The organism is Pseudomonas sp. LBUM1660, from assembly GCF_059695935.1.
Map to the genome: position 1 here is coordinate 2,126,527 of NZ_CP166795.1, position 23,723 is coordinate 2,150,249.

At 59.1% G+C, this 23,723-nt stretch carries 20 protein-coding genes; 15 read left to right on the forward strand and 5 right to left on the reverse strand.

Annotated elements, in window-relative coordinates:
• Window positions 1-5: 5 nt before the first annotated feature.
• Genes ACA068_RS10030 through rloA form a run of 3 tightly spaced genes read right to left on the reverse strand, consistent with a single transcriptional unit; the run spans window position 6 to window position 3,069 of the window.
• Window positions 6-992: an alpha-L-glutamate ligase-like protein gene (locus ACA068_RS10030; protein WP_497309472.1), complete on the reverse strand. Its 987-nt coding sequence runs from the start codon at window positions 990-992 to the stop codon at window positions 6-8.
• A complete protein-coding gene (rloB, locus tag ACA068_RS10035) occupies window positions 992-2,527 on the reverse strand; it encodes an osmotic stress tolerance membrane protein RloB (RefSeq protein WP_497309474.1) in 1,536 nt (511 codons plus the stop codon). The genes ACA068_RS10030 and rloB overlap by 1 nt, the downstream gene beginning before the upstream one ends.
• 5 nt (window positions 2,528-2,532) lie before the next feature.
• Window positions 2,533-3,069, reverse strand: a complete 537-nt coding sequence (gene rloA, locus ACA068_RS10040; protein WP_497309476.1) for a retropepsin-like aspartic peptidase RloA — start codon at window positions 3,067-3,069, stop codon at window positions 2,533-2,535.
• Window positions 3,070-3,371: 302 nt separating this feature from the next.
• Here rloA and ACA068_RS10045 point away from each other — a divergent pair, with 302 nt between their 5' ends.
• From ACA068_RS10045 to prpD, 6 genes are all read left to right on the forward strand, one after another.
• Window positions 3,372-4,091, forward strand: coding sequence for a GntR family transcriptional regulator (locus ACA068_RS10045; RefSeq protein ID WP_178082343.1), 720 nt, complete (start codon window positions 3,372-3,374; stop codon window positions 4,089-4,091).
• Complete coding sequence (gene prpB / locus ACA068_RS10050; RefSeq protein WP_010456549.1) at window positions 4,088-4,978, forward strand: methylisocitrate lyase; 891 nt, start codon at window positions 4,088-4,090, stop codon at window positions 4,976-4,978. Before ACA068_RS10045 ends, prpB begins: the two co-directional genes overlap by 4 nt.
• Before the next feature lie 138 nt (window positions 4,979-5,116).
• Window positions 5,117-6,244 carry a bifunctional 2-methylcitrate synthase/citrate synthase gene (gene prpC, locus ACA068_RS10055; protein WP_497309478.1) on the forward strand — a complete coding sequence of 376 codons (1,128 nt, stop codon included), beginning with the start codon at window positions 5,117-5,119 and terminating at the stop codon, window positions 6,242-6,244.
• Window positions 6,245-6,449: 205 nt separating this feature from the next.
• A complete protein-coding gene (acnD, locus tag ACA068_RS10060) occupies window positions 6,450-9,044 on the forward strand; it encodes a Fe/S-dependent 2-methylisocitrate dehydratase AcnD (protein ID WP_497309480.1) in 2,595 nt (864 codons plus the stop codon).
• Window positions 9,045-9,098: 54 nt separating this feature from the next.
• A complete protein-coding gene (prpF, locus tag ACA068_RS10065) occupies window positions 9,099-10,301 on the forward strand; it encodes a 2-methylaconitate cis-trans isomerase PrpF (protein ID WP_497309482.1) in 1,203 nt (400 codons plus the stop codon).
• 200 nt (window positions 10,302-10,501) lie between these two features.
• Window positions 10,502-11,986, forward strand: coding sequence for a 2-methylcitrate dehydratase (prpD, locus tag ACA068_RS10070; protein WP_497309484.1), 1,485 nt, complete (start codon window positions 10,502-10,504; stop codon window positions 11,984-11,986).
• Window positions 11,987-12,061: 75 nt separating this feature from the next.
• Here the strand turns inward: prpD and ACA068_RS10075 are convergent, their stop codons facing one another.
• A complete protein-coding gene (locus ACA068_RS10075; protein WP_497310562.1) occupies window positions 12,062-12,949 on the reverse strand; it encodes a DMT family transporter in 888 nt (295 codons plus the stop codon).
• A 136-nt stretch (window positions 12,950-13,085) separates the two neighbouring features.
• Between ACA068_RS10075 and ACA068_RS10080 the strand changes: the two genes are divergently transcribed.
• Window positions 13,086-14,495 (forward strand): aminotransferase-like domain-containing protein, encoded by a 1,410-nt coding sequence (locus ACA068_RS10080; RefSeq protein WP_497309486.1) that lies wholly within the window; start codon window positions 13,086-13,088, stop codon window positions 14,493-14,495.
• Window positions 14,496-14,616: 121 nt separating this feature from the next.
• Here the strand turns inward: ACA068_RS10080 and ppsR are convergent, their stop codons facing one another.
• Complete coding sequence (gene ppsR, locus ACA068_RS10085) at window positions 14,617-15,435, reverse strand: posphoenolpyruvate synthetase regulatory kinase/phosphorylase PpsR (RefSeq protein WP_497309488.1); 819 nt, start codon at window positions 15,433-15,435, stop codon at window positions 14,617-14,619.
• Between the two features lie 174 nt (window positions 15,436-15,609).
• On the opposite strand from ppsR, the gene ppsA reads away from it, so the two are divergent.
• From ppsA to ACA068_RS10125, 8 genes are all read left to right on the forward strand, one after another.
• Window positions 15,610-17,985, forward strand: a complete 2,376-nt coding sequence (gene ppsA, locus ACA068_RS10090; RefSeq protein WP_497309489.1) for a phosphoenolpyruvate synthase — start codon at window positions 15,610-15,612, stop codon at window positions 17,983-17,985.
• A 100-nt stretch (window positions 17,986-18,085) separates the two neighbouring features.
• Entirely contained in the window at window positions 18,086-19,075 is a 990-nt protein-coding gene (locus ACA068_RS10095) for an alpha/beta fold hydrolase (RefSeq protein WP_497309491.1), read from the forward strand.
• A 121-nt stretch (window positions 19,076-19,196) separates the two neighbouring features.
• Window positions 19,197-19,688, forward strand: a complete 492-nt coding sequence (gene rraA, locus ACA068_RS10100; RefSeq protein WP_497309492.1) for a ribonuclease E activity regulator RraA — start codon at window positions 19,197-19,199, stop codon at window positions 19,686-19,688.
• A gap of 39 nt (window positions 19,689-19,727) precedes the next feature.
• Window positions 19,728-20,723 (forward strand): divalent cation transporter CmaX, encoded by a 996-nt coding sequence (gene cmaX / locus ACA068_RS10105; RefSeq protein ID WP_497309494.1) that lies wholly within the window; start codon window positions 19,728-19,730, stop codon window positions 20,721-20,723.
• Between the two features lie 63 nt (window positions 20,724-20,786).
• A complete protein-coding gene (locus ACA068_RS10110; RefSeq protein ID WP_497309496.1) occupies window positions 20,787-21,035 on the forward strand; it encodes a CrfX protein in 249 nt (82 codons plus the stop codon).
• A gap of 2 nt (window positions 21,036-21,037) precedes the next feature.
• The gene (locus ACA068_RS10115) at window positions 21,038-21,862 is read left to right on the forward strand and encodes a mechanosensitive ion channel family protein (protein ID WP_008048604.1); all 825 of its coding nucleotides are present in this window, start codon (window positions 21,038-21,040) and stop codon (window positions 21,860-21,862) included.
• Between the two features lie 87 nt (window positions 21,863-21,949).
• On the forward strand, window positions 21,950-22,540 hold the full coding sequence (gene sigX, locus ACA068_RS10120) for an RNA polymerase sigma factor SigX (RefSeq protein ID WP_010456518.1): 591 nt from the start codon (window positions 21,950-21,952) through the stop codon (window positions 22,538-22,540).
• Window positions 22,541-22,647: 107 nt separating this feature from the next.
• Window positions 22,648-23,682: an OmpA family protein gene (locus tag ACA068_RS10125; RefSeq protein WP_497309498.1), complete on the forward strand. Its 1,035-nt coding sequence runs from the start codon at window positions 22,648-22,650 to the stop codon at window positions 23,680-23,682.
• Window positions 23,683-23,723 lie beyond the last annotated feature (41 nt).

Sequence of the window (23,723 nt, forward strand, 5' to 3'; positions counted from 1 at the left end):
GGGGATCAACCCTCAACCGCAGGAATATGCCCAAACGTCTCCTGAACAAACTCCACCCGCTCGCGCACCGTCTCGGTGATCCCGCGCGCTTTCAGCTCTTCCAACCGCGCTTCGACCGCATGCGTGCGCAGCGTCAGGCCGCAATCATTGGCAATCTGGATGTTCAACCCGGGCCGGGCATTGAGCTCAAGAATCAGCGGGCCCTTTTCCTGGTCGAGCACCATGTCGACACCGATGTAGCCCAGCCCGCACAGCTCATAACAGCCGGCAGCGAGTTTCATGAAACCGTCCCAGTAGGGCAGTTGCACGCCATCCACCGCGTTGGTGGTGTCCGGGTGTTTGGTGATGATGTTGTTCAGCCAGGTGCCGCGCAATGTCTCCCCGGTCGCGAGGTCGACGCCGACGCCGATGGCGCCCTGGTGCAGGTTGGCCTTGCCGCCGGACTGGCGCGTCGGCAGGCGCAACATTGCCATCACCGGGTAGCCCATCAGCACGATGATGCGAATGTCCGGGACGCCTTCGTAGCTGATGCTTTTGAAGATCTGGTCCGGGATCACGCGGTATTCGATCAGTGCGCGGTCACGGTGACCACCCAGGGAGTACAGGCCGGTGAGGATGCTCGAGATATGGTGCTCGAGTTCCTCATGGCCGATGATCTTGCCGGACACCGTGCGATAGCGGCCCTCGAATCGGTCGGCAACCACAATGATGCCGTCGCCGCCCGCGCCCTGGGCCGGTTTGATCACGAAGTCGTTGCGCCCACCGATGATCTTGTCGAGGTTATCGATTTCTTTCTCGGTGGAGATCACGCCGTACAGCTCCGGCACATGAATGCCGGCGGCGATCGCACGCTCTTTGGTGATGATCTTGTCATCGACAATCGGGTACAGACTGCGCTTGTTGTACTTGAGCACGTAGTCTGCGTTACGCCGATTGATCCCCATGATGCCCCGGGCTTCCAGGGCCTTCCAGGTCTTCCAGAAACCGAACATCAGGTGTCAGCCTTCTTCAGGAAAGCCTTGAAACGCACCAGTTCGGTCAGGCGGTAACCGCGATAACGACCCATCGCCAGCATGAAGCCCACCAGGATCAGCAGGATGGCCGGGAAGGTGAACACGAAGTACACCAACTCCGGCACGCTCATGATCAGGTGCGCCAGGGAGGCAGCGAACAGCGTACCGATCGCCACTTTCATTGCATGACCGGAGCCGCGTTCTTCCCAGGTAATCGACAGGCGTTCGATGGTCATGGTCAAAATCACCATCGGGAACAGTGCCACCGACAATCCGCGTTCCAGCCCGAGTTTATGGCTGAACAGGCTGATCGCCGCGATCAGCACCACCACAAAGGTCAGCACCACCGACAGCCTCGGCAGCATCTGCAACTTCAAGTGTTCAAGGTAGGAACGCAGCGAAAGTCCCAGCGCCGTGATGACCGTGAACAGCACGATCCCGAAGCCAAGCTGGGTTTCGCGGAAGGCGAGGGCGATCAGCACCGGGGTAAAGGTGCCGAGGGTCTGCAAGCCGATCAGGTTCCGCAGGATCAGGATCACCAGCACGCCGATCGGGATCATCACCATGATCATGAACGTCTGCTGGGTTTGCAGCGGCAAACCATATAGCGAGTATTCGAGGAAGTTGGCGTCGGTGTTTTCGTCGGTCAGCTTGGCCAGGCGAATCGCGTTCATTTCGCTGTTGTTCAGGCTGAACGTCACGTTGGCTTTCTTGCCGCCATCGACGGTGATCAGGTTTTCGTCGCCGGTCCACCACAGCAGGCGATCAGTCGGTAGGCCCTGCTCACCGGTTTCCGGGTTGAAATACAGCCAATCGGTGCCGTTGAAGCTGCGCAGCCAGAGTTCCGGCAGTTGCGGCTGGTCAGCCACCAGGCGGATGGTGTGGACCTTTTCCACCGGCACGTGGGCGATGGACAGGACCAGCTCGACGATTTTAGCCTTGTGCCCGGGGGACGGATCGCCGCCCAGCAACAGCTTCACGTTGTCATCGTTGAGATTGTTGACACGCTTGATGGCTTCGCCGATGAAGGTTTCGACGTCGGCCGAATGTTGGCGGATCGGCGCGAGCAGGGCTTCGGCGGCGATTTTTTCTGCGCCTTCGACGGCGATGCTGTCGCGGAAGGTCGGGCCTTTGACCTTGGATTTTTCGCCGGTGTAGCGCTTGGTCAGCACCAGACGGTAATAAAGAGTCTGATTGCCCTTGGCCCGGCGCGCCGACCAGGTGACCTTGCGGTTGCCGTCGACGCGGTTCACGGCCACGCCGTAGTTATTGGAAATGAAGCTCTCGTTGAGGCTGACGTAATCGCGGCTCAGTGGCGGCACGAACATCTGGATCTTGACCGGGTCTTTGGCACTGGCGACGAACTCGACCTTGGCGTCGATGTTCCACAAGTCGTCGGTGGCGTCCTCGGTCACGGGAATGCCGAGCACGAAAATCTGATAGGCCGTAACTGAAATGCCCAGCACCACCAGGATGGCGATCAGCAGTTTCAGATGGAGGGTAAGAGCGCGCATTGGAATTACTCTGCGGTATGTGCGTCGGTGGCGCAGGCGGGTTTGCCAGCAGCGTATTTAAGACTGGGGTCGACCAGCGCGTCGAAGCGTTTCAGCGCTTCGGAGCCGATCAAGAGCGGATATTGGAAGGCACTACGGTCAGTTAGGTTCACTTCGATGCTGCGTAAAGCCGAACCCATGCAGATATCCAGCTCGATCACCGGACGGGCGGTGTACTTCTTGCCTTCATCCGGGTCGTAGTCGCCGGCACGACGCTTGATCTTGCTGACGCGGGCCAGTGGCCGTTCGATGGGGTGTGAATGCGCGGTGTCGATGGCCAGAAAGAAGCGCACCCAGGACTCGCCATTGCGTTTGAAGCGTTTGATGTCGCGGGCACTCAAGGAAGCGGTTTTCGCCCCGGTGTCGAGTTTGGCGGCGACTTCCAGGTTGATGCCGTCCAGGGAGGCGTACTCGTTGAGGCCGTACACGGTCTTTTCCCCCGCCGCGGCGAAACCGGGCAGGCAAAGAAGATAAAGGAATGTGGGGAAGGGCTTGAGTCTCATAAATCCTGGTGCGCAGCGGTCCGTACTTCGATTCAAGGCCCTGGCATCGCTGCGCAAGCTCCCTCGTATGCCTATCAACTATTTATGACAAGCAGTGCAGATGTCACAAACAAATGCGGGCGGCATTCTAGCACGGTGGGTTTATGGCGCCAGCGCTGGCGGGGGGCTATAAACAGAGGGGCTGCTTCGTTGTGGTGCAGATGGTTATTAGACGATTGTCGACAATACCTATTTATCCTTTGACTGTTACGCCTGTTTTCGCTAGTTTTTGCGGCATTGGCTTTCAAGGTGTCGACAATATGCTGGATCAACTCGATCCCCCGGTGATTACGCAAGACGATTCGGAGACGCTTTCCGAAAACGTCTTCCGCCGCATTCAGGCGGCCATCGTCAAAGGCGAGATCGCCCCGGGCAGCAAGATCTCCGAGCCGGAGCTGGCGCGCACCTATGGCATAAGCCGCGGACCGCTGCGCGAGGCGATCCACCGCCTGGAAGGCCAGCGTCTGCTGGTCCGCGTACCGCACGTCGGGGCGCGAGTGGTTTCACTGAGTCATGCCGAGTTGCTGGAACTCTACGAGATTCGCGAATCCCTCGAAGGTATGGCCTGCCGTCTGGCGGCCGAGCGCATGACCGTCGAAGAAATCGACGAACTGCGCCGGGTCCTCGAAACCCACGAGCGCGATGAGGCGTTTCAGGCCGGCGTTGGCTATTACCAGCAGGAAGGTGACTTCGACTTCCACTACCGGATCATCCAGGGCAGCGGCAACCGCACCCTGACGCAAATGCTCTGCGGCGAGCTCTATCAGCTGGTGCGCATGTACCGCATCCAGTTTTCCACCACACCCAATCGCCCGCACCAGGCCTTTGCCGAACACCACCGAATTCTCGACGCCATCGCCGACCGTGACGGTGAACTCGCCGAGTTGTTGATGCGCCGTCACATCGGCGCCTCCAAACGCAATATCGCCCGTCATTACCAGGACGGCGCTAACCAGACAGCCACTGAACGAGGTGAGTCATGAGTTCCAACAAGAGCACTCCAGGCCAGCGTTTCCGCGATGCGGTCGCCAGCGAACATCCGCTGCAAGTGGTCGGCGCGATCAACGCCAACCACGCGCTGCTGGCCAAGCGCGCCGGTTTCAAGGCTATTTATCTGTCGGGTGGCGGGGTGGCGGCCGGCTCCCTCGGCGTGCCGGACCTGGGCATCACTGGCCTGGATGACGTGCTGACTGACGTTCGTCGCATTACCGATGTGTGCGACCTGCCGTTGCTGGTGGACGTGGACACCGGTTTCGGTTCCTCGGCGTTCAACGTCGCGCGCACCGTCAAGTCGATGATCAAGTTCGGCGCGGCGGCGATTCACATCGAAGACCAGGTCGGCGCCAAGCGCTGCGGTCACCGTCCTAATAAAGAGATCGTGTCCCTGCAGGAAATGGTCGACCGGATCAAGGCTGCCGTCGATGCGCGCACCGATGACAGCTTCGTGATCATGGCCCGCACCGACGCCCTGGCGGTGGAAGGCCTGGAATCTGCGCTGGATCGCGCCGCGGCGTGCATCGAGGCCGGCGCCGACATGATTTTCCCGGAAGCCATCACCGAACTGGACATGTACAAGCTGTTCGCCAACCGCGTGAAAGCGCCGATCCTGGCCAACATCACCGAATTCGGCGCGACGCCGCTGTACACCACCGAGCAACTGGCCGCTGCGGACGTGTCGCTGGTGCTGTACCCGCTGTCCGCTTTCCGCGCTATGAACAAAGCGGCGGAAAACGTCTACACCGCCATTCGCCGCGACGGCACGCAACAGAACGTCATCGACACCATGCAAACCCGCATGGAGCTTTACGATCGCATCGACTACCACACCTTCGAGCAGAAGCTCGATGCGTTGTTTGCCGCCAAGAAATAATGAAAGCGCTGTAGGAGCGAAGCTTGCTCGCGAAGACGGACTGACATTCAATTTAATGTCGTCTGACACACCGCTTTCGCGAGCAAGCTTCGCTCCTACAAGTTTCCCTGACAAATTCAAGAAAAACTGGAGACAGCAATGGCCGAAGCAAAAGTACTCAGTGGCGCCGGGCTCCGTGGCCAGGTTGCCGGGCAAACCGCTCTGTCCACCGTGGGCCAGTCGGGCGCAGGCCTGACCTATCGCGGCTACGACGTTCGCGAACTGGCGGCTGACGCGCAATTCGAAGAAGTGGCTTACCTGCTGCTTTACGGCGAACTGCCGACCAAGGCACAGCTCGCCGCTTACGTGAGCAAACTGAGCAAGCTGCGCGACTTGCCGCAAGCGCTCAAAGAAGTGCTGGAACGCATTCCCGCCGACGCCCACCCGATGGACGTGATGCGCACCGGTTGCTCGTTCCTGGGCAACCTCGAACCGGAGAAAGACTTCTCCGAACAACACGACATCACCGATCGTCTGCTGGCCGCGTTCCCGGCGATCATGACCTACTGGTATCGCTTCAGCCACGAAGGCAAACGCATCGAGTGTGTGAGCGACGAACAGTCCATCGGCGGCCACTTCCTGCACCTGCTGCACGGTAAGAAGCCGAGCGAGTTGCACGTCAAGGTGATGAACGTTTCGCTGATTCTCTACGCGGAACACGAGTTCAACGCCTCGACCTTCACCGCACGGGTTTGCGCCTCGACGCTGTCGGACATGTATTCCTGCGTCACCGCGGCCATCGGTTCGCTGCGCGGTCCGTTGCATGGCGGCGCCAACGAAGCGGCGATGGAAATGATCGAGCGCTTCTCGTCGCCTCAAGAGGCGGTCGAGGGCACCCTCGGCATGCTGGCGCGCAAGGACAAGATCATGGGCTTCGGCCACGCAATCTATAAAGACAACGATCCGCGCAATGAGGTGATCAAGGGCTGGTCGAAAAAACTCGCCGACGAAGTGGGCGACACTGTGTTGTTCCCGGTTTCCGAAGCCATCGACGCAACCATGTGGGAACAGAAGAAACTGTTCCCGAACGCCGACTTCTACCATGCGTCGACGTACCACTTCATGGGCATCCCGACCAAGTTGTTCACCCCGATCTTCGTCTGCTCGCGCCTGACCGGCTGGGCGGCGCACGTGTTCGAACAACGCGCCAACAACCGAATCATCCGCCCGAGCGCCGAATATGTAGGCGTCGAACAGCGCAAGTTCGTGCCAATCGAACAACGCTGAATGGTGGGGGTTACCGCACCGGTTACTGATTGAACCGAAACCCAATGTGGGAGCGGGCTTGCTCGCGAAGACGGACTGACATTCAACATCTATGTCGACTGATACACCGCATTCGCGAGCAAGCCCGCTCCCACATTTGACCGAGTTCATTTCAGCATCGGTGCCAGGCCCCACCCTTTGTTATCACCGTGACCGAGTCCTGACGATGAACACTGAATTCCGTAAACCGCTGCCCGGCAGCCATCTGGATTACTTCGACGTCCGCGCGGCTGTCGAGGCCATCCAGCCTGGCGCCTACGACACCCTGCCGTACACCTCCCGCGTGCTGGCGGAAAACCTGGTGCGTCGCTGCGACCCGGCCACGCTTACCGAATCCCTGAAGCAATTCATCGAGCGCAAACGCGACCTCGATTTCCCGTGGTTCCCGGCTCGCGTGGTGTGCCACGACATTCTTGGCCAGACCGCGCTGGTCGACCTCGCTGGCCTGCGTGACGCCATCGCCCTGCAAGGGGGTGACCCGGCGCAAGTGAACCCGGTGGTGCCGACGCAATTGATCGTCGACCACTCCCTGGCCGTCGAGCGCGGTGGCTTCGACCCGGAGGCGTTCGAGAAGAACCGCGCCATCGAAGACCGTCGCAACGAAGACCGTTTCCACTTCATCAACTGGACCAAAAAGGCCTTCAAGAACGTTGATGTGATCCCGCCGGGCAACGGGATCATGCACCAGATCAACCTGGAGAAAATGTCTCCGGTGATCCAGGTGCGCGACGGCGTGGCGTTCCCCGACACCTGCGTCGGCACCGACAGCCACACCCCGCACGTCGACGCGCTGGGCGTGATCGCTATTGGTGTCGGTGGCCTGGAAGCCGAGAGCGTGATGCTTGGCCGCGCGTCGTGGATGCGCCTGCCGGAAAGCGTCGGCGTTGAACTGACCGGCAAGCTGCAACCGGGCATCACCGCCACCGACATGGTGCTGGCGCTGACCGAGTTCCTGCGTCAGCAAAAAGTCGTCGGCGCATGGCTGGAGTTCTTCGGTGAAGGCGCCGCCGCACTGACCCTCGGCGACCGCGCAACCATCTCCAACATGGCCCCGGAATACGGCGCCACTGCAGCGATGTTCTACATCGATCAGCAGACCATCGACTACCTCAAGCTCACCGGCCGTGAAGACGAGCAAGTGCAGTTGGTCGAGAACTACGCCAAGCAAACCGGCCTGTGGGCGGACAGCTTGAAGAATGCGCAATACGAACGTGGGTTGACCTTCAACCTGTCTTCGGTGGTGCGCAACATGGCCGGCCCGAGCAATCCCCACGCTCGCGTCGCAACTTCCGATCTCGCCGCCCAAGGCATCTCCGGTCAATGGGACGATGTGCCGGGCCAGATGCCGGATGGCGCGGTGATCATCGCCGCCATCACCAGTTGCACCAACACCAGCAACCCGCGCAACGTGATCGCCGCCGGCCTGCTGGCGCGCAATGCCAACAAGCTTGGGCTGACCCGCAAGCCGTGGGTCAAATCGTCCCTGGCGCCGGGTTCGAAAACCGTGGCGCTGTACCTGGACGAAGCGGGCCTGACCACCGAACTGGAGCAACTCGGTTTCGGTATCGTCGCCTTCGCCTGCACTACGTGCAACGGCATGTCCGGCGCGCTGGACCCGGTTATCCAGCAAGAGATCATCGACCGCGACCTGTACGCCACTGCCGTGTTGTCCGGCAACCGTAACTTCGACGGCCGGATCCACCCTTACGCCAAGAATGCATTCCTCGCGTCGCCGCCGTTGGTAGTGGCTTACGCCATCGCCGGGACCATCCGCTTCGACATCGAAAAAGATGTGCTGGGCGTGGTTGATGGCAAGGAAATCCGCCTGAAAGACATCTGGCCAAGCGACGAAGAAATCGACGCAGTGGTGAAGGCGTCGGTCAAGCCGGAGCAGTTCCGTCAGGTCTACATTCCGATGTTCGCCATCCACGAAGACACCGGCCCGAAAGTGACGCCGCTGTACGACTGGCGCGAGATGAGCACCTACATCCGCCGTCCGCCGTACTGGGAAGGCGCGCTGGCCGGGGCGCGTCCGCTCAAGGGCATGCGCCCGCTGGCGGTGCTGCCGGACAACATCACCACCGATCACCTGTCGCCGTCGAATGCCATCATGCTGGACAGCGCGGCGGGTGAATACCTGGCGAAAATGGGCCTTCCGGAAGAGGACTTCAACTCCTACGCCACGCACCGCGGCGACCACCTGACCGCGCAGCGCGCCACCTTTGCCAACCCGAAACTGTTCAATGAAATGGTTCAGGAAAACGGCAAGGTCAAGCAGGGTTCGCTGGCGCGCGTCGAGCCGGAAGGCCAAGTAATGCGCATGTGGGAAGCCATCGAAACCTACATGGAACGCAAGCAGCCGCTGATCATCATCGCCGGCGCCGACTACGGTCAGGGGTCGTCCCGCGACTGGGCGGCCAAAGGCGTGCGTCTGGCCGGTGTCGAGGCGATTGCCGCTGAAGGTTTCGAACGCATCCACCGCACCAATCTGGTGGGCATGGGCGTGTTGCCGCTGGAATTCAAACCGGGCACCGACCGTCACACCTTGGCCATCGATGGCAGTGAAACCTACGACGTGATCGGTGAGCGCACCCCGCGTGCCGAGCTGACGCTGGTGATCAACCGCAAGAACGGCGAGCGCGTCGAAGTGCCGGTGACCTGTCGTCTCGACACCGCCGAAGAAGTGTCGATCTACGAGGCGGGCGGCGTGCTGCAACGCTTCGCTCAGGACTTCCTCGAAGAATCGGCGGTTGCCGTTTAACACGATGAGTTCGGGCGGGGCCATGCGGTCCCGCTCGATCCTAAAAGGAACATTATGGCTCACGCACCTCAAATCGCCCCTCAAATTAAAATCGCCGCCACCTACATGCGCGGCGGCACCAGCAAAGGCGTGTTTTTCAGCCTGAAAGACCTGCCCGAAACGGCACAGGTTCCAGGTCCTGCTCGCGACGCCTTGTTACTGCGGGTGATCGGCAGCCCCGACCCGTATGACAAGCAAATCGACGGCATGGGCGGCGCGACATCCAGCACCAGCAAAACCGTGATCCTGTCGAAAAGCATCAAGGCTGATCACGATGTCGATTACCTGTTTGGTCAGGTCTCGATCGACAAGCCTTTCGTCGACTGGAGCGGTAACTGCGGCAACCTGTCGGCAGCGGTAGGATCGTTCGCCATCAGCAACGGTCTGGTGGACGCCAGCCGCATCCCGCACAACGGCGTTGCCGTGGTTCGCGTGTGGCAGGCCAACATCGGCAAGACCATCATCGCCCACGTGCCGATCACCAACGGTGAAGTGCAGGAAACCGGCGATTTCGAACTCGACGGCGTGACCTTCCCGGCCGCTGAAGTGCAGGTCGAGTTCATGGACCCGGCCGCAGAAGAAGAGGGTGGCGGCGGTTCGATGTTCCCCACCGGCAACCTGGTGGATGACCTCGAAGTGCCCGGTGTCGGGACCTTCAAGGCAACGATGATCAATGCGGGTATCCCGACGATTTTCGTTAATGCCCAAGACATCGGCTACACAGGCACCGAGTTGCAGGGCGCGATCAATGGCGACCCAAAAGCCTTGCTGATGTTCGAGACCATCCGGGCTTACGGCGCGTTGCGCATGGGTCTGATCAAGGATCTGGACGAAGCGGCCAAGCGTCAGCACACGCCGAAGGTTGCCTTTGTGGCCAAGCCTGCGGACTACGTTGCTTCGAGTGGCAAAGCGATTGCGGCGGGTGATGTCGACTTGCTGGTGCGCGCGTTGTCGATGGGCAAATTGCATCACGCGATGATGGGCACGGCCGCCGTGGCTATCGGTACAGCAGCGGCGATTTCCGGGACGTTGGTGAACCTCGCCGCGGGTGGTATCGAACGCAATGCCGTGTGCTTTGGGCATCCGTCCGGCACCCTGCGGGTGGGCGCTGAGGCGAGCCAGGTGAACGGTGAATGGACCGTGAACAAAGCCATCATGAGCCGCAGTGCGCGGGTGTTGATGGAAGGTTATGTCCGTGTTCCCGGCGATTCGTTCTGATCCCGACACCGAGCCCATGTGGGAGCGGGCTTGCTCGCGAAAGCGGTGGGTCAGTCGACATCAATGTTGGATGTCAGACCGCCTTCGCGAGCAAGCCCGCTCTCACACTGGATTGCATTTCAATAATAAGAAATTGTCATCGACTGAGATTTATCTGAACCGAGGTCCCATCAACGAACCACTTCAAGAGTGAATCGAACATGAGCGCCAACGTCGACCTGAACAACCGCCCCGACTACGACACCGTCCTGCAGGACATCGCCGATTACGTCCTCAACTTCAAAATCGAGTCCAAGGAAGCGTTGGACACTGCCCGCAACTGCCTGATCGACACCCTCGGCTGCGGCCTCCTGGCCCTGCGCTTCCCCGAATGCACCAAACACCTGGGCCCTATCGTGGAAGGCACCGTCGTCCCGTTCGGCGCGCGCGTCCCCGGCACCAGTTTCCGTCTCGATCCCGTCAAAGCGGCATGGGACATCGGCTGCATCGTGCGCTGGCTCGACTACAACGACACCTGGCTTGCTGCTGAATGGGGGCATCCGTCCGATAACCTTGGCGGCATTCTTGCGGTGGCCGATCACCTGTCGCAAAAGCGCCTGGCCAATGGCGATGCGCCGCTGACTGTCCGCGTGGTGCTCGAAGCCATGATCATGGCCCACGAGATTCAAGGCGTGATAGCACTGGAAAACTCCTTCAATCGGGTAGGGCTCGATCACGTCATCCTGGTGAAAGTCGCCTCGACCGCCGTCACCGCCAAACTCATGGGCGCCAATCGCGAGCAGTTACTGTCAGCGTTATCCCACGCCTTCGCCGACGGCCAGGCGCTGCGCACGTATCGGCATGCGCCGAATGCCGGGTCGCGCAAATCCTGGGCTGCGGGCGATGCGTCCAGTCGCGGCGTGCGCCTGGCGGACATGGCGATGCGCGGCGAGATGGGCATTCCCGGCGTGCTGACGGCCAAACAGTGGGGCTTCTACGATGTGTTGTTCAGCCACACCAATAACGATCTGGCGCTCAAGTCCGAAGACAAACGCGCCTTCAGCTTCTCCCGCCCATACGGCACCTACGTGATGGAAAACGTGCTGTTCAAAATCAGTTTTCCCGCTGAATTCCACGCACAAACCGCCTGTGAAGCGGCGGTGACTCTGCATCCACAGGTTAGAAATCGTCTGCATGAGATCGATAAAATCGTCATCACCACCCACGAGTCGGCGATCCGCATCATTTCCAAGGTTGGCCCGCTGGCCAATGCGGCGGACCGCGACCACTGCATTCAGTACATGACGGCGGTGCCGCTGGCATTTGGCAATCTGATAGCCGAGCAGTACGAAGACAGCTTCCACATGGCGCACCCGATCATCGATGTGTTGCGCGAGAAAATGGTCATCGCCGAAGACCCACAGTACACCCGCGAGTATCTGGAGGCTGACAAGCGTTCCATCGCCAACGCGATCGAGGTGTTTTTCAAGGACGGCTCGAGCACCGAGAAGGTGGTAGTGGAGTATCCGATCGGCCATCGCCGTCGCCGCACCGATGGCATTCCGTTGCTGGAGGACAAGTTCAAGGCCAACCTGGCGACGCGCTTCACCGCCCAGCGCAGTGCCGAGATTTTTGCGTTGTGCAAGGATCAGGCGAAGCTTGAAGCGACACCGGTGAATCGCTTCGTCGACCTGTTCGTGATCTGACACGAATCCCTGTAGGAGATAGCGGTGCGGCGATCCGACTTGCCGCACCGCTGTCTCCTGCAGGGGCGACCGGCGTCAGCCCTTGAGCCATTTTTCGACGGGTAATTTGGTGATGGCAAAACCGGTCAGCAGCACTGCCGAATACCCCATCAACTCCCGTGAAAGACTTTGCCCCTCGTACCACGCGCCAATCACCACCGCGAACACCGGAAAAATAATAAACACGAACGACAAAATGATCGGACTCAAACGTTTGAGCAGCAAAAAGTAAACGATAAACCCACCCACTGAGGCCACCAACCCCAGATACAGCAGGGCGCCCCAAGACCGTGCGGTGATGTCATCGAACACTGGCGCTTCGAAGCGCAGCCCCGCCACAAACAGCATCAAACCGGCCAGGCCGATGGGCAGCGTGTTGTAAGTAATCACGCTGATCGCACTGCCTTGCTTCTTGGTGATCACGTAACACAGCGCATGCATGACCGCTGCCGCCAGAATCGCCAGCACCCCATAGAATTCGGCGTGGTCCAGGTGCAGCCCCTGGCTACGAATAATCATGAACAGACTGCCGAAACCGATGGCGATGCCAATCACTTGCGAGGGGTAGATTTTCTCCCGCAGAAACACGGCGCAAAACATCAGAATGAACACCGGCATGCAGCTGAACAGCAGCGCGGTCAGGCCGGACGACACGTGCATCTCGCCGTAGTTGAGCAAGTAATACGGCAGGCTGAAATACGACAGCGTGACGAACACGAAAAACCAGCGACTTTGCCGTGGAAACAGCAGCGGCTCGCGACGCAGCAGGGCGAAACTCAAAAACAGCGGAAAAGCGATCAGAAAACGCAGCCCGGCGGCGGTCAGTGGCGGCACACTTTCGACGGCAATCTTGATGCCCAGCCACGTGGTCCCCCAACTCAGGCAAACAATCAGGAACAGTGCGCTGGTGACCAGTCCGGCCAGCCAGGGATTGCGGATACTTGAAGATGCGCTGAGGGCAATGGACATGATCGTGCTCCTTCGTCGTCGAAATTGACGCGGTTACCAAATAGGTCTATTTCTGATTGATCCTGTTTTCAGCACGCTATTCGGGATGGAAATGACTGTCAAAGTAAGTATTGCCACGGTGTCAATTCTGCGAGAAGGCCTGACTCAGGGGCGCGGCGTGAAGTACAAGCGCCTGGCCGAGGCCCTCGAAAAAAGCATCGGCGACGGCTTGATCGAGCCCGGTAGCAAACTGCCGCCCCATCGTTTGTTGGCGGACAGCCTGGGCGTGACCATCGGCACCATCAGCCGTGCGTATGGCGAACTGGAGCGGGTAGGGTTGGTCGTGGCTCGTGTAGGAGATGGCACCTATGTGCGTCAGCGCGGGATGGAACGGCCGCGCGATTCCGGCTTTCGCAATGTCAGCGACGAGCCACAGCCATTCTTCGATATGAGTCGGAATCAGCCGATTCCGGGGCAGGAAGGTGCTTTTCTGAGTCAAAGCCTGCAGATTTTGGCCAACGACCCGCACACCTTGCAGATGATCAGCGGTTACACGGCGGATGGCGGATTACCGCGCCATCGTGCGGCAGGTGCCCATTGGCTGCGGCATCAGGCGTTCGTGCCGAGCGCCGAGCAGGTCATTTGCGTCAATGGCGGCCAGCACGGCTTGCTCTGCGTGTTGATGGCCCTGCTCAAACCCGGTGACACACTGGTGACCGAGCAGTTGACCTACCCGGGGCTGATCAGCGTCGCCCGCATGCTCGGCATAAAGCTGATCGGCGTCGGGATGGATGACGAAGGATTGCTGCCCGACGCGTTGTCGGACGTTTGCCTGCATCATCGGGTATCTGCGGTGTACTGCACGCCGACCATCCAGAATCCTACGGCGGCGGTGATGTCCGTCCCACGACGCGAGGCGATTGCCGAAGTCTGTCGCCAGCACAATCTGCTGATCATCGAGGACGAAGCCCACGCCGTGCTGGCGCAGCAACGGCCGTTGCCCTTGAGTCACTTTGCCCCGGAGCGTTCGGTGTTGATCGGCAGCTTGAGCAAAGCGGTTTCGGCGGGTTTACGGGCGGGTTATCTGCATGCGCCGCAACCGTTGATCGGACGCTTGAGCGCAGCGGTGCGCGGGACGTGCTGGATGGCGAGTCCACTGTCGATGGAGCTGGCGACGGCGTGGATCGAAAACGGTATCGCCGAACAGTTGCTGGGGCAGCAGATTGTCGAAATCAGCCGCCGCAAGCGTTTGGTCAGCGCGGTGTTAGAAGAGGTCGGATACAAGACTCATCCCAATAGCCCACACTTTTGGATCGAAGTGCCCGAGCCGTGGCGAGCGTCGCAGATTGCGGCGGAGCTCAAGCAGAACAATTATCTGGTGGCCACCGCGGAGGCGTTTGCGGTCGGGCATGGGGCGGTGCCGCAATGCATTCGGGCGAGTGTGTGCAATTCGGCGGGGGATGATCGGTTGCTGCTGCAAGGGTTTGAAGCGTTGGCAAGGGCATTGACCGAGACCGTGTAATCGTTCATCGCGGGCAAGCCTCGCTCCTACGGGGTTCGATTCGTTCACTGCATGCGGGATCGACATAAAACCTGTAGGAGCGAGGCTTGCCCGCGAAGGCGTCCTCGCGGGCGCTACAAATCTACTTGAACCGCCGCTCAACACCTTTTTCGACGAGGATCTTCGCCGAAATCTCTTCCACGGAGAAATGCGTGGAATTGATGTTCGGGATGTTCTCGCGACGAAACAGGTTCTCCACCTCGCGTACTTCAAACTCGCACTGGGCGTAGCTCGAATAGCGGCTGTTGGGCTTGCGCTCGTTGCGGATGGCGGTGAGGCGGTCCGGGTCGATGGTCAGGCCGAACAACTTGTGCTGGTGGGCGCGCAGGGCAGTGGGCAGTTGCAGGCGTTCCATGTCGTCTTCGGTCAGCGGGTAGTTGGCCGCGCGGATGCCGAATTGCATCGCCATGTACAGGCAGGTCGGGGTCTTGCCGCAACGGGACACGCCGACCAAAATCAGGTCGGCTTTGTCGTAGTAATGCGTGCGGGCGCCGTCGTCGTTGTCGAGGGCGAAGTTCACCGCCTCAATCCTCTCCATGTAATTGGTGTTGCTGCCAATCGAGTGAGACTTGCCGACGGTATAGGAAGAATGCTCGGTCAGTTCCTGTTCAAGCGGCGCCAGGAAGGTCGAGAAAATGTCGATCATGAAACCATTGGACGTTGCGAGGATCTCACGGATGTCCTGATTGACGATGGTGTCGAAGATAATCGGCCGGAAGCCGTCGGTTTCGGCGGCTTTGTTGATTTGTTGTACCATGGCCCGCGCTTTATCCACGTTGTCGATGTACGGACGCGTGAATTTGCTGAAGGTAATGTTCTCGAACTGCGCCAGGAGGCTTTGACCCAGGGTTTCGGCTGTGATGCCGGTGCCATCGGAGATGAAGAAAGCAGATCGTTTCATTTGCACCTTGGGCCTTAAGCTAATAACGAATCTTGGATATGATAGGCGCGATTTGCCGGCCGCCAGTGGCCCGCATTCTCACTTATTTTCCAGGTCCAGGCCATACAGCTGGCAAACGCTCCCCCGAGCAGCCGGCTTCTGAGCTTTTCCAACACAGTTAGTGGAGAGATCACCTTGGTAGAGTACGTAGTTTCCCTCGATAAGCTCGGCGTCCATGATGTAGAGCACGTAGGGGGCAAGAACGCATCCCTGGGCGAGATGATCAGTAACCTCGCAGGTGCCGGTGTATCGGTACCCGGTGGCTTCGCCACGACAGCTCAGGCTTATCGTGATTTTCTGGAACTGAGCGGCCTGAACGATCAGATCCACGCCGCGCTCGACGCCCTCGACGTCGATGATGTCAACGCCCTGGCCAAGACCGGTGCCCAGATCCGCAAATGGATCATGGAAGCCGAATTCCCCGAGAAGCTCAACGCCGAGATCCGTACCGCGTTCGCCACGCTGTCGGCCGGCAACCCTGACATGGCCGTGGCCGTGCGCTCTTCCGCTACCGCCGAAGACCTGCCGGACGCTTCCTTTGCCGGTCAGCAGGAAACCTTCCTGAACATCCGTGGTGTCGAAAACGTCATTCGCGCCGCCAAAGAGGTGTTCGCCTCCCTGTTCAACGACCGCGCGATTTCCTACCGCGTCCACCAGGGCTTCGACCACAAACTGGTCGCCCTGTCAGCTGGCGTGCAGCGCATGGTCCGCTCCGAAACCGGCACCGCCGGCGTGATGTTCACCCTCGACACCGAGTCGGGCTTCCGTGACGTGGTGTTCATCACCGGCGCCTACGGCCTGGGTGAAACCGTCGTACAAGGCGCGGTGAACCCGGATGAGTTCTACGTCCACAAAGGCACGCTGGCCGCCGGTCGTCCGGCCATACTGCGTCGCAACCTGGGCAGCAAGGCCATTAAGATGATCTACGGCGAAGTGGCCACGGCCGGCAAGTCGGTCAAGACCATCGACGTCGACAAGGCTGATCGCGCCCGTTTCTGCCTGACCGACGCCGAAGTCAGCGAACTGGCCAAGCAAGCGATGATCATCGAGAAGCACTACAAGTGCCCGATGGACATCGAATGGGCCAAAGACGGCGACGACGGCAAGCTCTACATCGTTCAGGCCCGTCCTGAAACCGTGAAGAGCCGTACCTCGGCCAACGTCATGGAACGCTACCTGTTGAAAGAAACCGGCACCGTACTGGTTGAAGGTCGCGCCATCGGCCAGCGCATCGGCGCCGGCAAGGTCCGCATCATCAAGGACGTGTCCGAGATGGACAAAGTCCAGCCAGGCGACGTACTGGTCTCCGACATGACCGACCCGGACTGGGAACCGGTCATGAAGCGCGCCAGCGCCATCGTCACCAACCGCGGCGGTCGTACCTGCCATGCGGCGATCATCGCTCGCGAACTGGGTATCCCGGCCGTGGTCGGTTGCGGCAACGCCACCCAGCTGTTGAAAGACGGCCAGGGCGTGACCGTTTCCTGCGCGGAAGGCGACACCGGTTACATCTTCGAAGGCGAACTGGGCTTCGACATCAAGAAAAACTCCGTGGACGCCATGCCTGATCTGCCGTTCAAGATCATGATGAACGTCGGCAACCCGGATCGTGCATTCGACTTCGCGCAACTGCCGAACGCCGGTGTGGGCCTGGCCCGTCTGGAATTCATCATCAACCGCATGATCGGTGTCCACCCCAAAGCGCTGTTGAACTACGACGGTCTGCCGCAGGACATCAAGGACAGCGTCGACAAGCGCATTGCCGGTTACGACGATCCGGTCGGCTTCTATGTCGATAAACTGGTCGAAGGCATCAGCACCCTGGCCGCTGCGTTTACCCCGAAAAAGGTCATCGTGCGTCTGTCGGACTTCAAGTCCAACGAATACGCGAACCTGATCGGCGGCAAACTCTACGAGCCGGAAGAAGAAAACCCGATGCTGGGCTTCCGTGGTGCCTCGCGTTACATCAGCGAAGCGTTCCGTGACTGCTTCGAACTCGAATGCCGCGCGCTCAAGCGCGTGCGTAACGAGATGGGCCTGACCAACGTTGAAATCATGGTGCCGTTCGTCCGTACTTTGGGCGAAGCGAGCCAGGTGATCGATCTGCTGGCCGAAAACGGGCTGGCTCGCGGCGAGAACGGTCTGCGCATCATCATGATGTGTGAATTGCCATCCAACGCGATCCTGGCTGAAGAATTCCTCGAGTTCTTCGACGGCTTCTCCATCGGCTCCAACGACCTGACTCAGCTGACGCTGGGCCTGGACCGTGACTCCGGGATCATTGCTCACCTGTTCGACGAGCGTAATCCTGCGGTCAAGAAGCTGCTGGCGAACGCGATTCAGGCCTGCAACAAGGCTGGCAAGTACATCGGCATTTGCGGTCAGGGACCTTCGGACCACCCTGATCTGGCCAAGTGGCTGATGGAGCAGGGCATCGAAAGTGTTTCGTTGAACCCCGATTCCGTACTGGAAACCTGGTTCTTCCTGGCTGAAGGTCAAGCAGCAGTTTGATGGTGTGAGAGAAAGGGCCGCTCCCACACGGGGCGGTCTTTTTAGAGATTCAAGCAGGGCGGGCTCCTCTGGAAGCCGCCCTTTTTTGTGCAAGAGCATTATGCAAAGCAGCAGCAACCTATTTCCTGTCGCCCTGATCAGCGCCGAGCGTCGCGGCGATCTGAGCGAAGATGTCTATCGTTTGAAACCTGGCAACAGCCCTGACGGCACCGTTGAACTGGCGGTGACACGCCTGGGCATGGCCGATGAATCGTCTGTGCGCGGTGTGCCGGTAATTTTGTTGCACGGCAGTTTTTCCAATCGCCGGTTCTGGTTCTCGCCCAAAGGGCTTGGGCTGGGTGCCTACCTGACGCGTCTGGGGTTCGATGTCTGGATTCCCGAAATGCGTGGTCACGGCCTGTCCCAGCGTAATCAGAACTACCGCAAGAACCGTGTTGCCGACTACGCCCGTTACGATCTGCCGGCGATTGGCGCCTTTGTGCGCGAGCAGAGCGGGCAAGTCCCGCACTGGATAGGTCACTCGCTGGGCGGTATCACGCTGGCGGCGGCGCTGGGTGGGCAATACATCGGCGAGCCTGTCGTCGCGTCTGCGGCGTTCTTCGGTACGCAAGTCAGTCGCACCTACTGGCCGTTGAAAATTCCACCGGTGGAGTGGAGCGGTCGCTTCATTCTCAAGCGTTTTGCCCAACTGTCTGGTTCCCGGCTCAAGCGCGGCCCGGAGGACGAGCCGATTGGGCTGGCGCTGGAAAGCATGCGCTGGTATGGCCTGTTCGGGCGCTTCGGCGATGCGGACAAGGACTGGTGGGCGGGATTGGCCGAGGTTCAATTGCCGGTGCTGGCCGTGAGTGCCGCCGGCGACCACCAGGATCCGGCGTGGGCGTGCCGCAAGCTGTTCGATCAAGTGGGTTGCGAACACAAGCAATTCATCAACCTTGGCCGGGAACAGGGCTTTGGCGATAATTTCGGTCACGTTGAGATGCTGGTGAGCAAAGCCGCGCAGGTCGAAGTCTGGCCGTTGGTGGCTCGCTGGCTGGCCGATCAACAAACGCCGCTACTGGGTGAGAAGCCGGATTTGGCCACGACCGTCTGAGCCCGATGCTCTAACAAGGGCATTTCGCTCCGGTCGGCATGCGGCTAAGATATGACGCATTGAGCTTTTTCGGTCACTTTGCGACATCCTCGATTGTCTTCCTCTTTACAGGAGTTTCTCGATGAACCATTACGTAACGCCTGACTTGTGCGACGCCTACCCGGAACTGATCCAGGTTCTGGAACCGATGTTCAGCAATTTCGGCGGCCGTGATTCCTTCGGTGGCGAAATCGTGACCATCAAGTGTTTCGAAGATAACTCGCGAGTCAAAGAGCAAGTCGAACTCAAGGGTGACGGTAAGGTGCTGGTGGTCGACGGGGGCGGTTCCCTGCGACATGCGTTGCTGGGTGACATGCTGGCCGAGAAAGCCGCAAAAAACGGTTGGGCGGGGCTGGTGATCTACGGTTGCATCCGCGACGTCGATATCCTCGCGCAGACCGATCTGGGCGTTCAGGCCCTCGCCAGCCACCCGAGGAAATCCGACAGGCGTGGGCTCGGCGACCTTAACGTTCCGGTGACTTTCGCCGGAGTGACGTTCCATCCAGGCCATTACATTTATGCGGACAACAACGGCGTGATCATCTCGCCAAGCCCGTTGAAGATGCCTGAATAAAGCGTCGATGCGAACTTTTGTGGCAAACATGGAGTGAGGATGTTCGAGGAAGAAAACGCGCAGTGGGGGCTGGTGCATGCTCTGGTGCTGGATGGTAAAGGCGGTGCGCGTTCGATAGCCCGGACTGAACTCGATGACTTGCAGCTGCAGGCCCATGAAAGCCTGTGGCTGCACTGGGATCGCAGTCACCCGCAAACCCAGACCTGGCTGCGCAAATCCAGCGGTCTGAGTGCATTCAGCTGTGACCTGCTGCTCGAAGAAAACACCCGGCCGCGCCTTCTGCCTCTACCGGACTATGAACTCCTGCTGTTTCTGCGTGGGGTCAACCTGAACCCGGGCGCCGAGCCGGAAGACATGGTCTCGGTGCGCATCTTTGCCTCCGCCCAGCGTGTGATTTCCCTTCGTCTGCGTCCGTTGCGCGCCACCGATGAATTGCTGGTGACGCTGGCCGAAGGCAAAGGGCCGAAAACCGCCTCTGAACTTATCCTTTATATGGCTCAGTACCTCACCCATAAGGTGCAGGATCTGGTCAGTTGCCTCTCGGAAGTGGTCGATGAGGAAGAAGAAAAGCTGGATGCCGACGAACGGTATACACCCGAGCACGGCGCCATTTTGCAGATCCGTCGCAGGGCTGCGGCATTGAAACGTTTTCTTGCACCTCAGCGGGATATTTTTGGCCAACTGACGCGTATAAAGCTGCCTTGGTTTGTCGAAGACGATGGCGATTACTGGAACGAATTGAACAACAGCCTGACCCGTTACCTCGAGGAACTGGAATTGACCCGGGAGCGGGTGGGGCTGGTCCTTGAGGCCGAAGATCGACGTTTGAGCGTGCGCATGAACCGCACGATGTACCGCTTCGGGATCATCACCGGAATCTTTTTGCCAATGAGTTTTCTGGCCGGTCTTCTGGGCATCAACGTCGGTGGAATTCCATTCTCCGCCAGCCCTTATGGTTTCCCGATCGCCTGCCTGGTGATGGTCTCTGTGGCACTGGGGCAGTGGTGGTTATTCCGACGTTTGCGCTGGGTGTGACGATGAGTCATGTGACCCGAGCAAATTTGACCGCGTCTTTCACAGACATCACGAGAGGTGCGTATGCACGATCCGTTTGAACAGTCTTTGCGCGACATGCTGAACGCCTCACCGTCCACCCGTGACGACGATGCGTGCCTTGGGCGTGTCCTGAAAACCGCCAACCGCCAGGTCGGCGCCGGCGATCTGTTCAGCCTGCTGGGCCGCTGGTTGCCCGCGCTGATGATTGCCCTCAATAACGGCTCGGCCCATGTCTCGCCGGTATCCCGTCACCGTAAATCTACCGTTCGCACCGCTGATAAGGCTGATTGAATATGGAACTTGATCTCTGGACACAGAGCCTCGTCACTGCAATGACTGCGTTATGGACCAAGGTGGCAAATTTCATCCCGAACCTGTTCGGCGCACTGGTCGTTTTGCTATTGGGTTTCGTCGTGGCGAAACTTTTGGACACTTTGCTGTCCAAGTTGCTCGCCAAGCTGGGACTCGATCGCCTGATGGGCGGCACCGGTCTGACAAAATTGTTGTCCCGGGCCGGCCTTCAAGTGCCGATCTCGACCTTGATCGGCAAGATCGTCTATTGGTTCGTTCTGCTGATTTTTCTGGTTTCTGCCGCAGAGTCCCTTGGACTTGAGCGAGTTTCGGCTACGCTTGACATGCTTGCGCTGTATTTGCCGAAAGTATTTGGCGCCGCGCTGGTGCTGCTGGTGGGTGTTTTGCTGGCGCAACTGGCCAATGGGCTGGTGCGCGGTGCAGCAGAGGGCGTAGGGCTGGATTACGCTTCGGGCCTGGGGCGAATTGCCCAAGGCTTGGTAATTATCATCAGTATTTCGGTCGCGATCAGCCAGTTGGAGGTCAAGACTGACCTGCTCAACCACGTGATTGTGATCGTATTGATTACCGTTGGTCTGGCGGTTGCGCTGGCCATGGGCTTGGGAAGCCGGGAAATTGCCGGTCAGATTCTTGCGGGAATCTATGTGCGTGAGTTGTATCAGGTTGGGCAACAAGTGCGTGTTGGCGAGGTCGAAGGTCAGATTGAAGAGATCGGCACGGTTAAAACCACATTGCTGACCGATGAGGGTGAGCTAGTCTCTCTCTCCAATCGGATCCTCCTGGAGCAGCATGTGAGTAGCCGCTAACCCGGCAAACCCTGCTAATGTATGCCGCCGCAAATGGCTCTGTAAGGGCCGCGGCGGACATTGACCTGACTGTCGGCCCGACTTGTTTTGAATAAAGCTCAATCGCTCTCCACGCGCTACGACCCCCGCGAGCTCTCTGATGAGGAGTTGGTCGCGCGCTCGCATACCGAGCTGTTTCACGTAACACGCGCCTATGAAGAACTGATGCGGCGTTACCAACGAACATTATTTAACGTCTGTGCACGATATCTGGGGAACGATCGCGACGCAGACGATGTCTGTCAGGAAGTGATGTTGAAGGTGTTGTATGGCCTGAAGAACTTCGAGGGGAAATCGAAGTTCAAAACGTGGCTCTACAGCATCACGTACAACGAATGCATCACACAGTATCGGAAGGAACGGCGAAAGCGTCGCTTGATGGATGCTTTGAGTCTGGACCCCCTCGAGGAAGCGTCTGAAGAGAAGACGCCGAAACCCGAGGACAAGGGTGGACTCGATCGCTGGCTGGTGTATGTGAACCCGATTGACCGTGAAATTCTGGTGCTGCGATTTGTCGCAGAGCTGGAATTTCAAGAGATCGCAGACATCATGCACATGGGTTTGAGTGCGACAAAAATGCGTTACAAACGTGCTCTAGATAAATTGCGTGAGAAATTTGCAGGCATTGCTGAAACTTAGTTCGGCGCAAATATCTCTTACGTGTAGGCAAGTTCTGATAGACTTGCCGCCGAGTTGTCCCCCGGTTTGCGGGACTGCTTCACAATCACCAGATGGGGATTTAACGGATGAAACTGAAAAACACCTTGGGCTTGGCCATTGGTTCTTTGATTGCCGCCACTTCTTTCGGCGCTCTGGCACAAGGCCAAGGCGCAGTTGAAATCGAAGGCTTCGCCAAGAAAGAACAATTCGACAGCGCTCGTAACTTCAAGAACAACGGCAACCTGTTCGGCGGTTCGATCGGTTACTTCCTGACCGACGACGTTGAACTGCGTCTGGCCTACGACGAAGTGCACAACGTGCGTTCCGACGACGGTCGTAACATCAAGGGCGCTAACACCGCTCTGGACGCTCTGTACCACTTCAACAACCCAGGCGACATGCTGCGTCCATACGTATCGGCTGGTTTCTCCGATCAGAGCATCGGTCAGAACGGTTCGGGCGGTCGTAACCGTTCCACCTTCGCCAACGTTGGTGGCGGTGCCAAGCTGTACTTCACCGAGAACTTCTACGCCCGTGCTGGCGTTGAAGCTCAATACAACATCGACCAGGGCGACACCGAGTGGGCTCCAAGCGTCGGTATCGGTGTGAACTTCGGTGGCGGCTCCAAGCCTGCTGCTGCTCCAGTTCCAGCACCAGCTGAAGTCTGCTCCGACAGCGACAACGATGGCGTTTGCGACAACGTTGACAAGTGCCCGGACACCCCAGCCAACGTAACTGTTGACGCTGACGGCTGCCCAGCAGTTGCTGAAGTTGTTCGTGTTGAGCTGGACGTGAAGTTCGACTTCGACAAGTCGGTAGTCAAGCCTAACAGCTACGGCGACATCAAGAACCTCGCTGACTTCATGAAGCAGTACCCTGCCACCAGCACTACTGTTGAAGGTCACACTGACTCCGTCGGTCCTGACGCTTACAACCAGAAACTGTCCGAGCGTCGTGCAAACGCCGTTAAGCAAGTTCTGACCAACCAGTACGGTGTTGAATCGACCCGCGTTCAGTCTGTTGGCTACGGCGAATCCCGCCCAGTTGCTGACAACGCTACTAAAGCTGGCCAAGCTGTAAACCGTCGCGTAGAAGCGTCGGTAGAAGCTAACGCTAAGTAATTAGCCCGCAGCTCTGAGAAAAGCCCGGCTTAGGCCGGGCT

What these genes read in the sequence shown, in the direction of transcription:
- ACA068_RS10030 (WP_497309472.1), bottom strand. Translation starts at nt 992, where the DNA reads ATGTTCGGTTTCTGGAAGACCTGGAAGGCCCTGGAAGCCCGGGGCATC.
- rloB (WP_497309474.1), bottom strand. Translation starts at nt 2,527, where the DNA reads ATGCGCGCTCTTACCCTCCATCTGAAACTGCTGATCGCCATCCTGGTG.
- rloA (WP_497309476.1), bottom strand. Translation starts at nt 3,069, where the DNA reads ATGAGACTCAAGCCCTTCCCCACATTCCTTTATCTTCTTTGCCTGCCC.
- prpB (WP_010456549.1), top strand. Translation starts at nt 4,088, where the DNA reads ATGAGTTCCAACAAGAGCACTCCAGGCCAGCGTTTCCGCGATGCGGTC.
- prpC (WP_497309478.1), top strand. Translation starts at nt 5,117, where the DNA reads ATGGCCGAAGCAAAAGTACTCAGTGGCGCCGGGCTCCGTGGCCAGGTT.
- acnD (WP_497309480.1), top strand. Translation starts at nt 6,450, where the DNA reads ATGAACACTGAATTCCGTAAACCGCTGCCCGGCAGCCATCTGGATTAC.
- prpF (WP_497309482.1), top strand. Translation starts at nt 9,099, where the DNA reads ATGGCTCACGCACCTCAAATCGCCCCTCAAATTAAAATCGCCGCCACC.
- prpD (WP_497309484.1), top strand. Translation starts at nt 10,502, where the DNA reads ATGAGCGCCAACGTCGACCTGAACAACCGCCCCGACTACGACACCGTC.
- ACA068_RS10080 (WP_497309486.1), top strand. Translation starts at nt 13,086, where the DNA reads ATGACTGTCAAAGTAAGTATTGCCACGGTGTCAATTCTGCGAGAAGGC.
- ppsR (WP_497309488.1), bottom strand. Translation starts at nt 15,435, where the DNA reads ATGAAACGATCTGCTTTCTTCATCTCCGATGGCACCGGCATCACAGCC.
- ACA068_RS10095 (WP_497309491.1), top strand. Translation starts at nt 18,086, where the DNA reads ATGCAAAGCAGCAGCAACCTATTTCCTGTCGCCCTGATCAGCGCCGAG.
- rraA (WP_497309492.1), top strand. Translation starts at nt 19,197, where the DNA reads ATGAACCATTACGTAACGCCTGACTTGTGCGACGCCTACCCGGAACTG.
- cmaX (WP_497309494.1), top strand. Translation starts at nt 19,728, where the DNA reads ATGTTCGAGGAAGAAAACGCGCAGTGGGGGCTGGTGCATGCTCTGGTG.
- ACA068_RS10110 (WP_497309496.1), top strand. Translation starts at nt 20,787, where the DNA reads ATGCACGATCCGTTTGAACAGTCTTTGCGCGACATGCTGAACGCCTCA.
- ACA068_RS10115 (WP_008048604.1), top strand. Translation starts at nt 21,038, where the DNA reads ATGGAACTTGATCTCTGGACACAGAGCCTCGTCACTGCAATGACTGCG.
- ACA068_RS10125 (WP_497309498.1), top strand. Translation starts at nt 22,648, where the DNA reads ATGAAACTGAAAAACACCTTGGGCTTGGCCATTGGTTCTTTGATTGCC.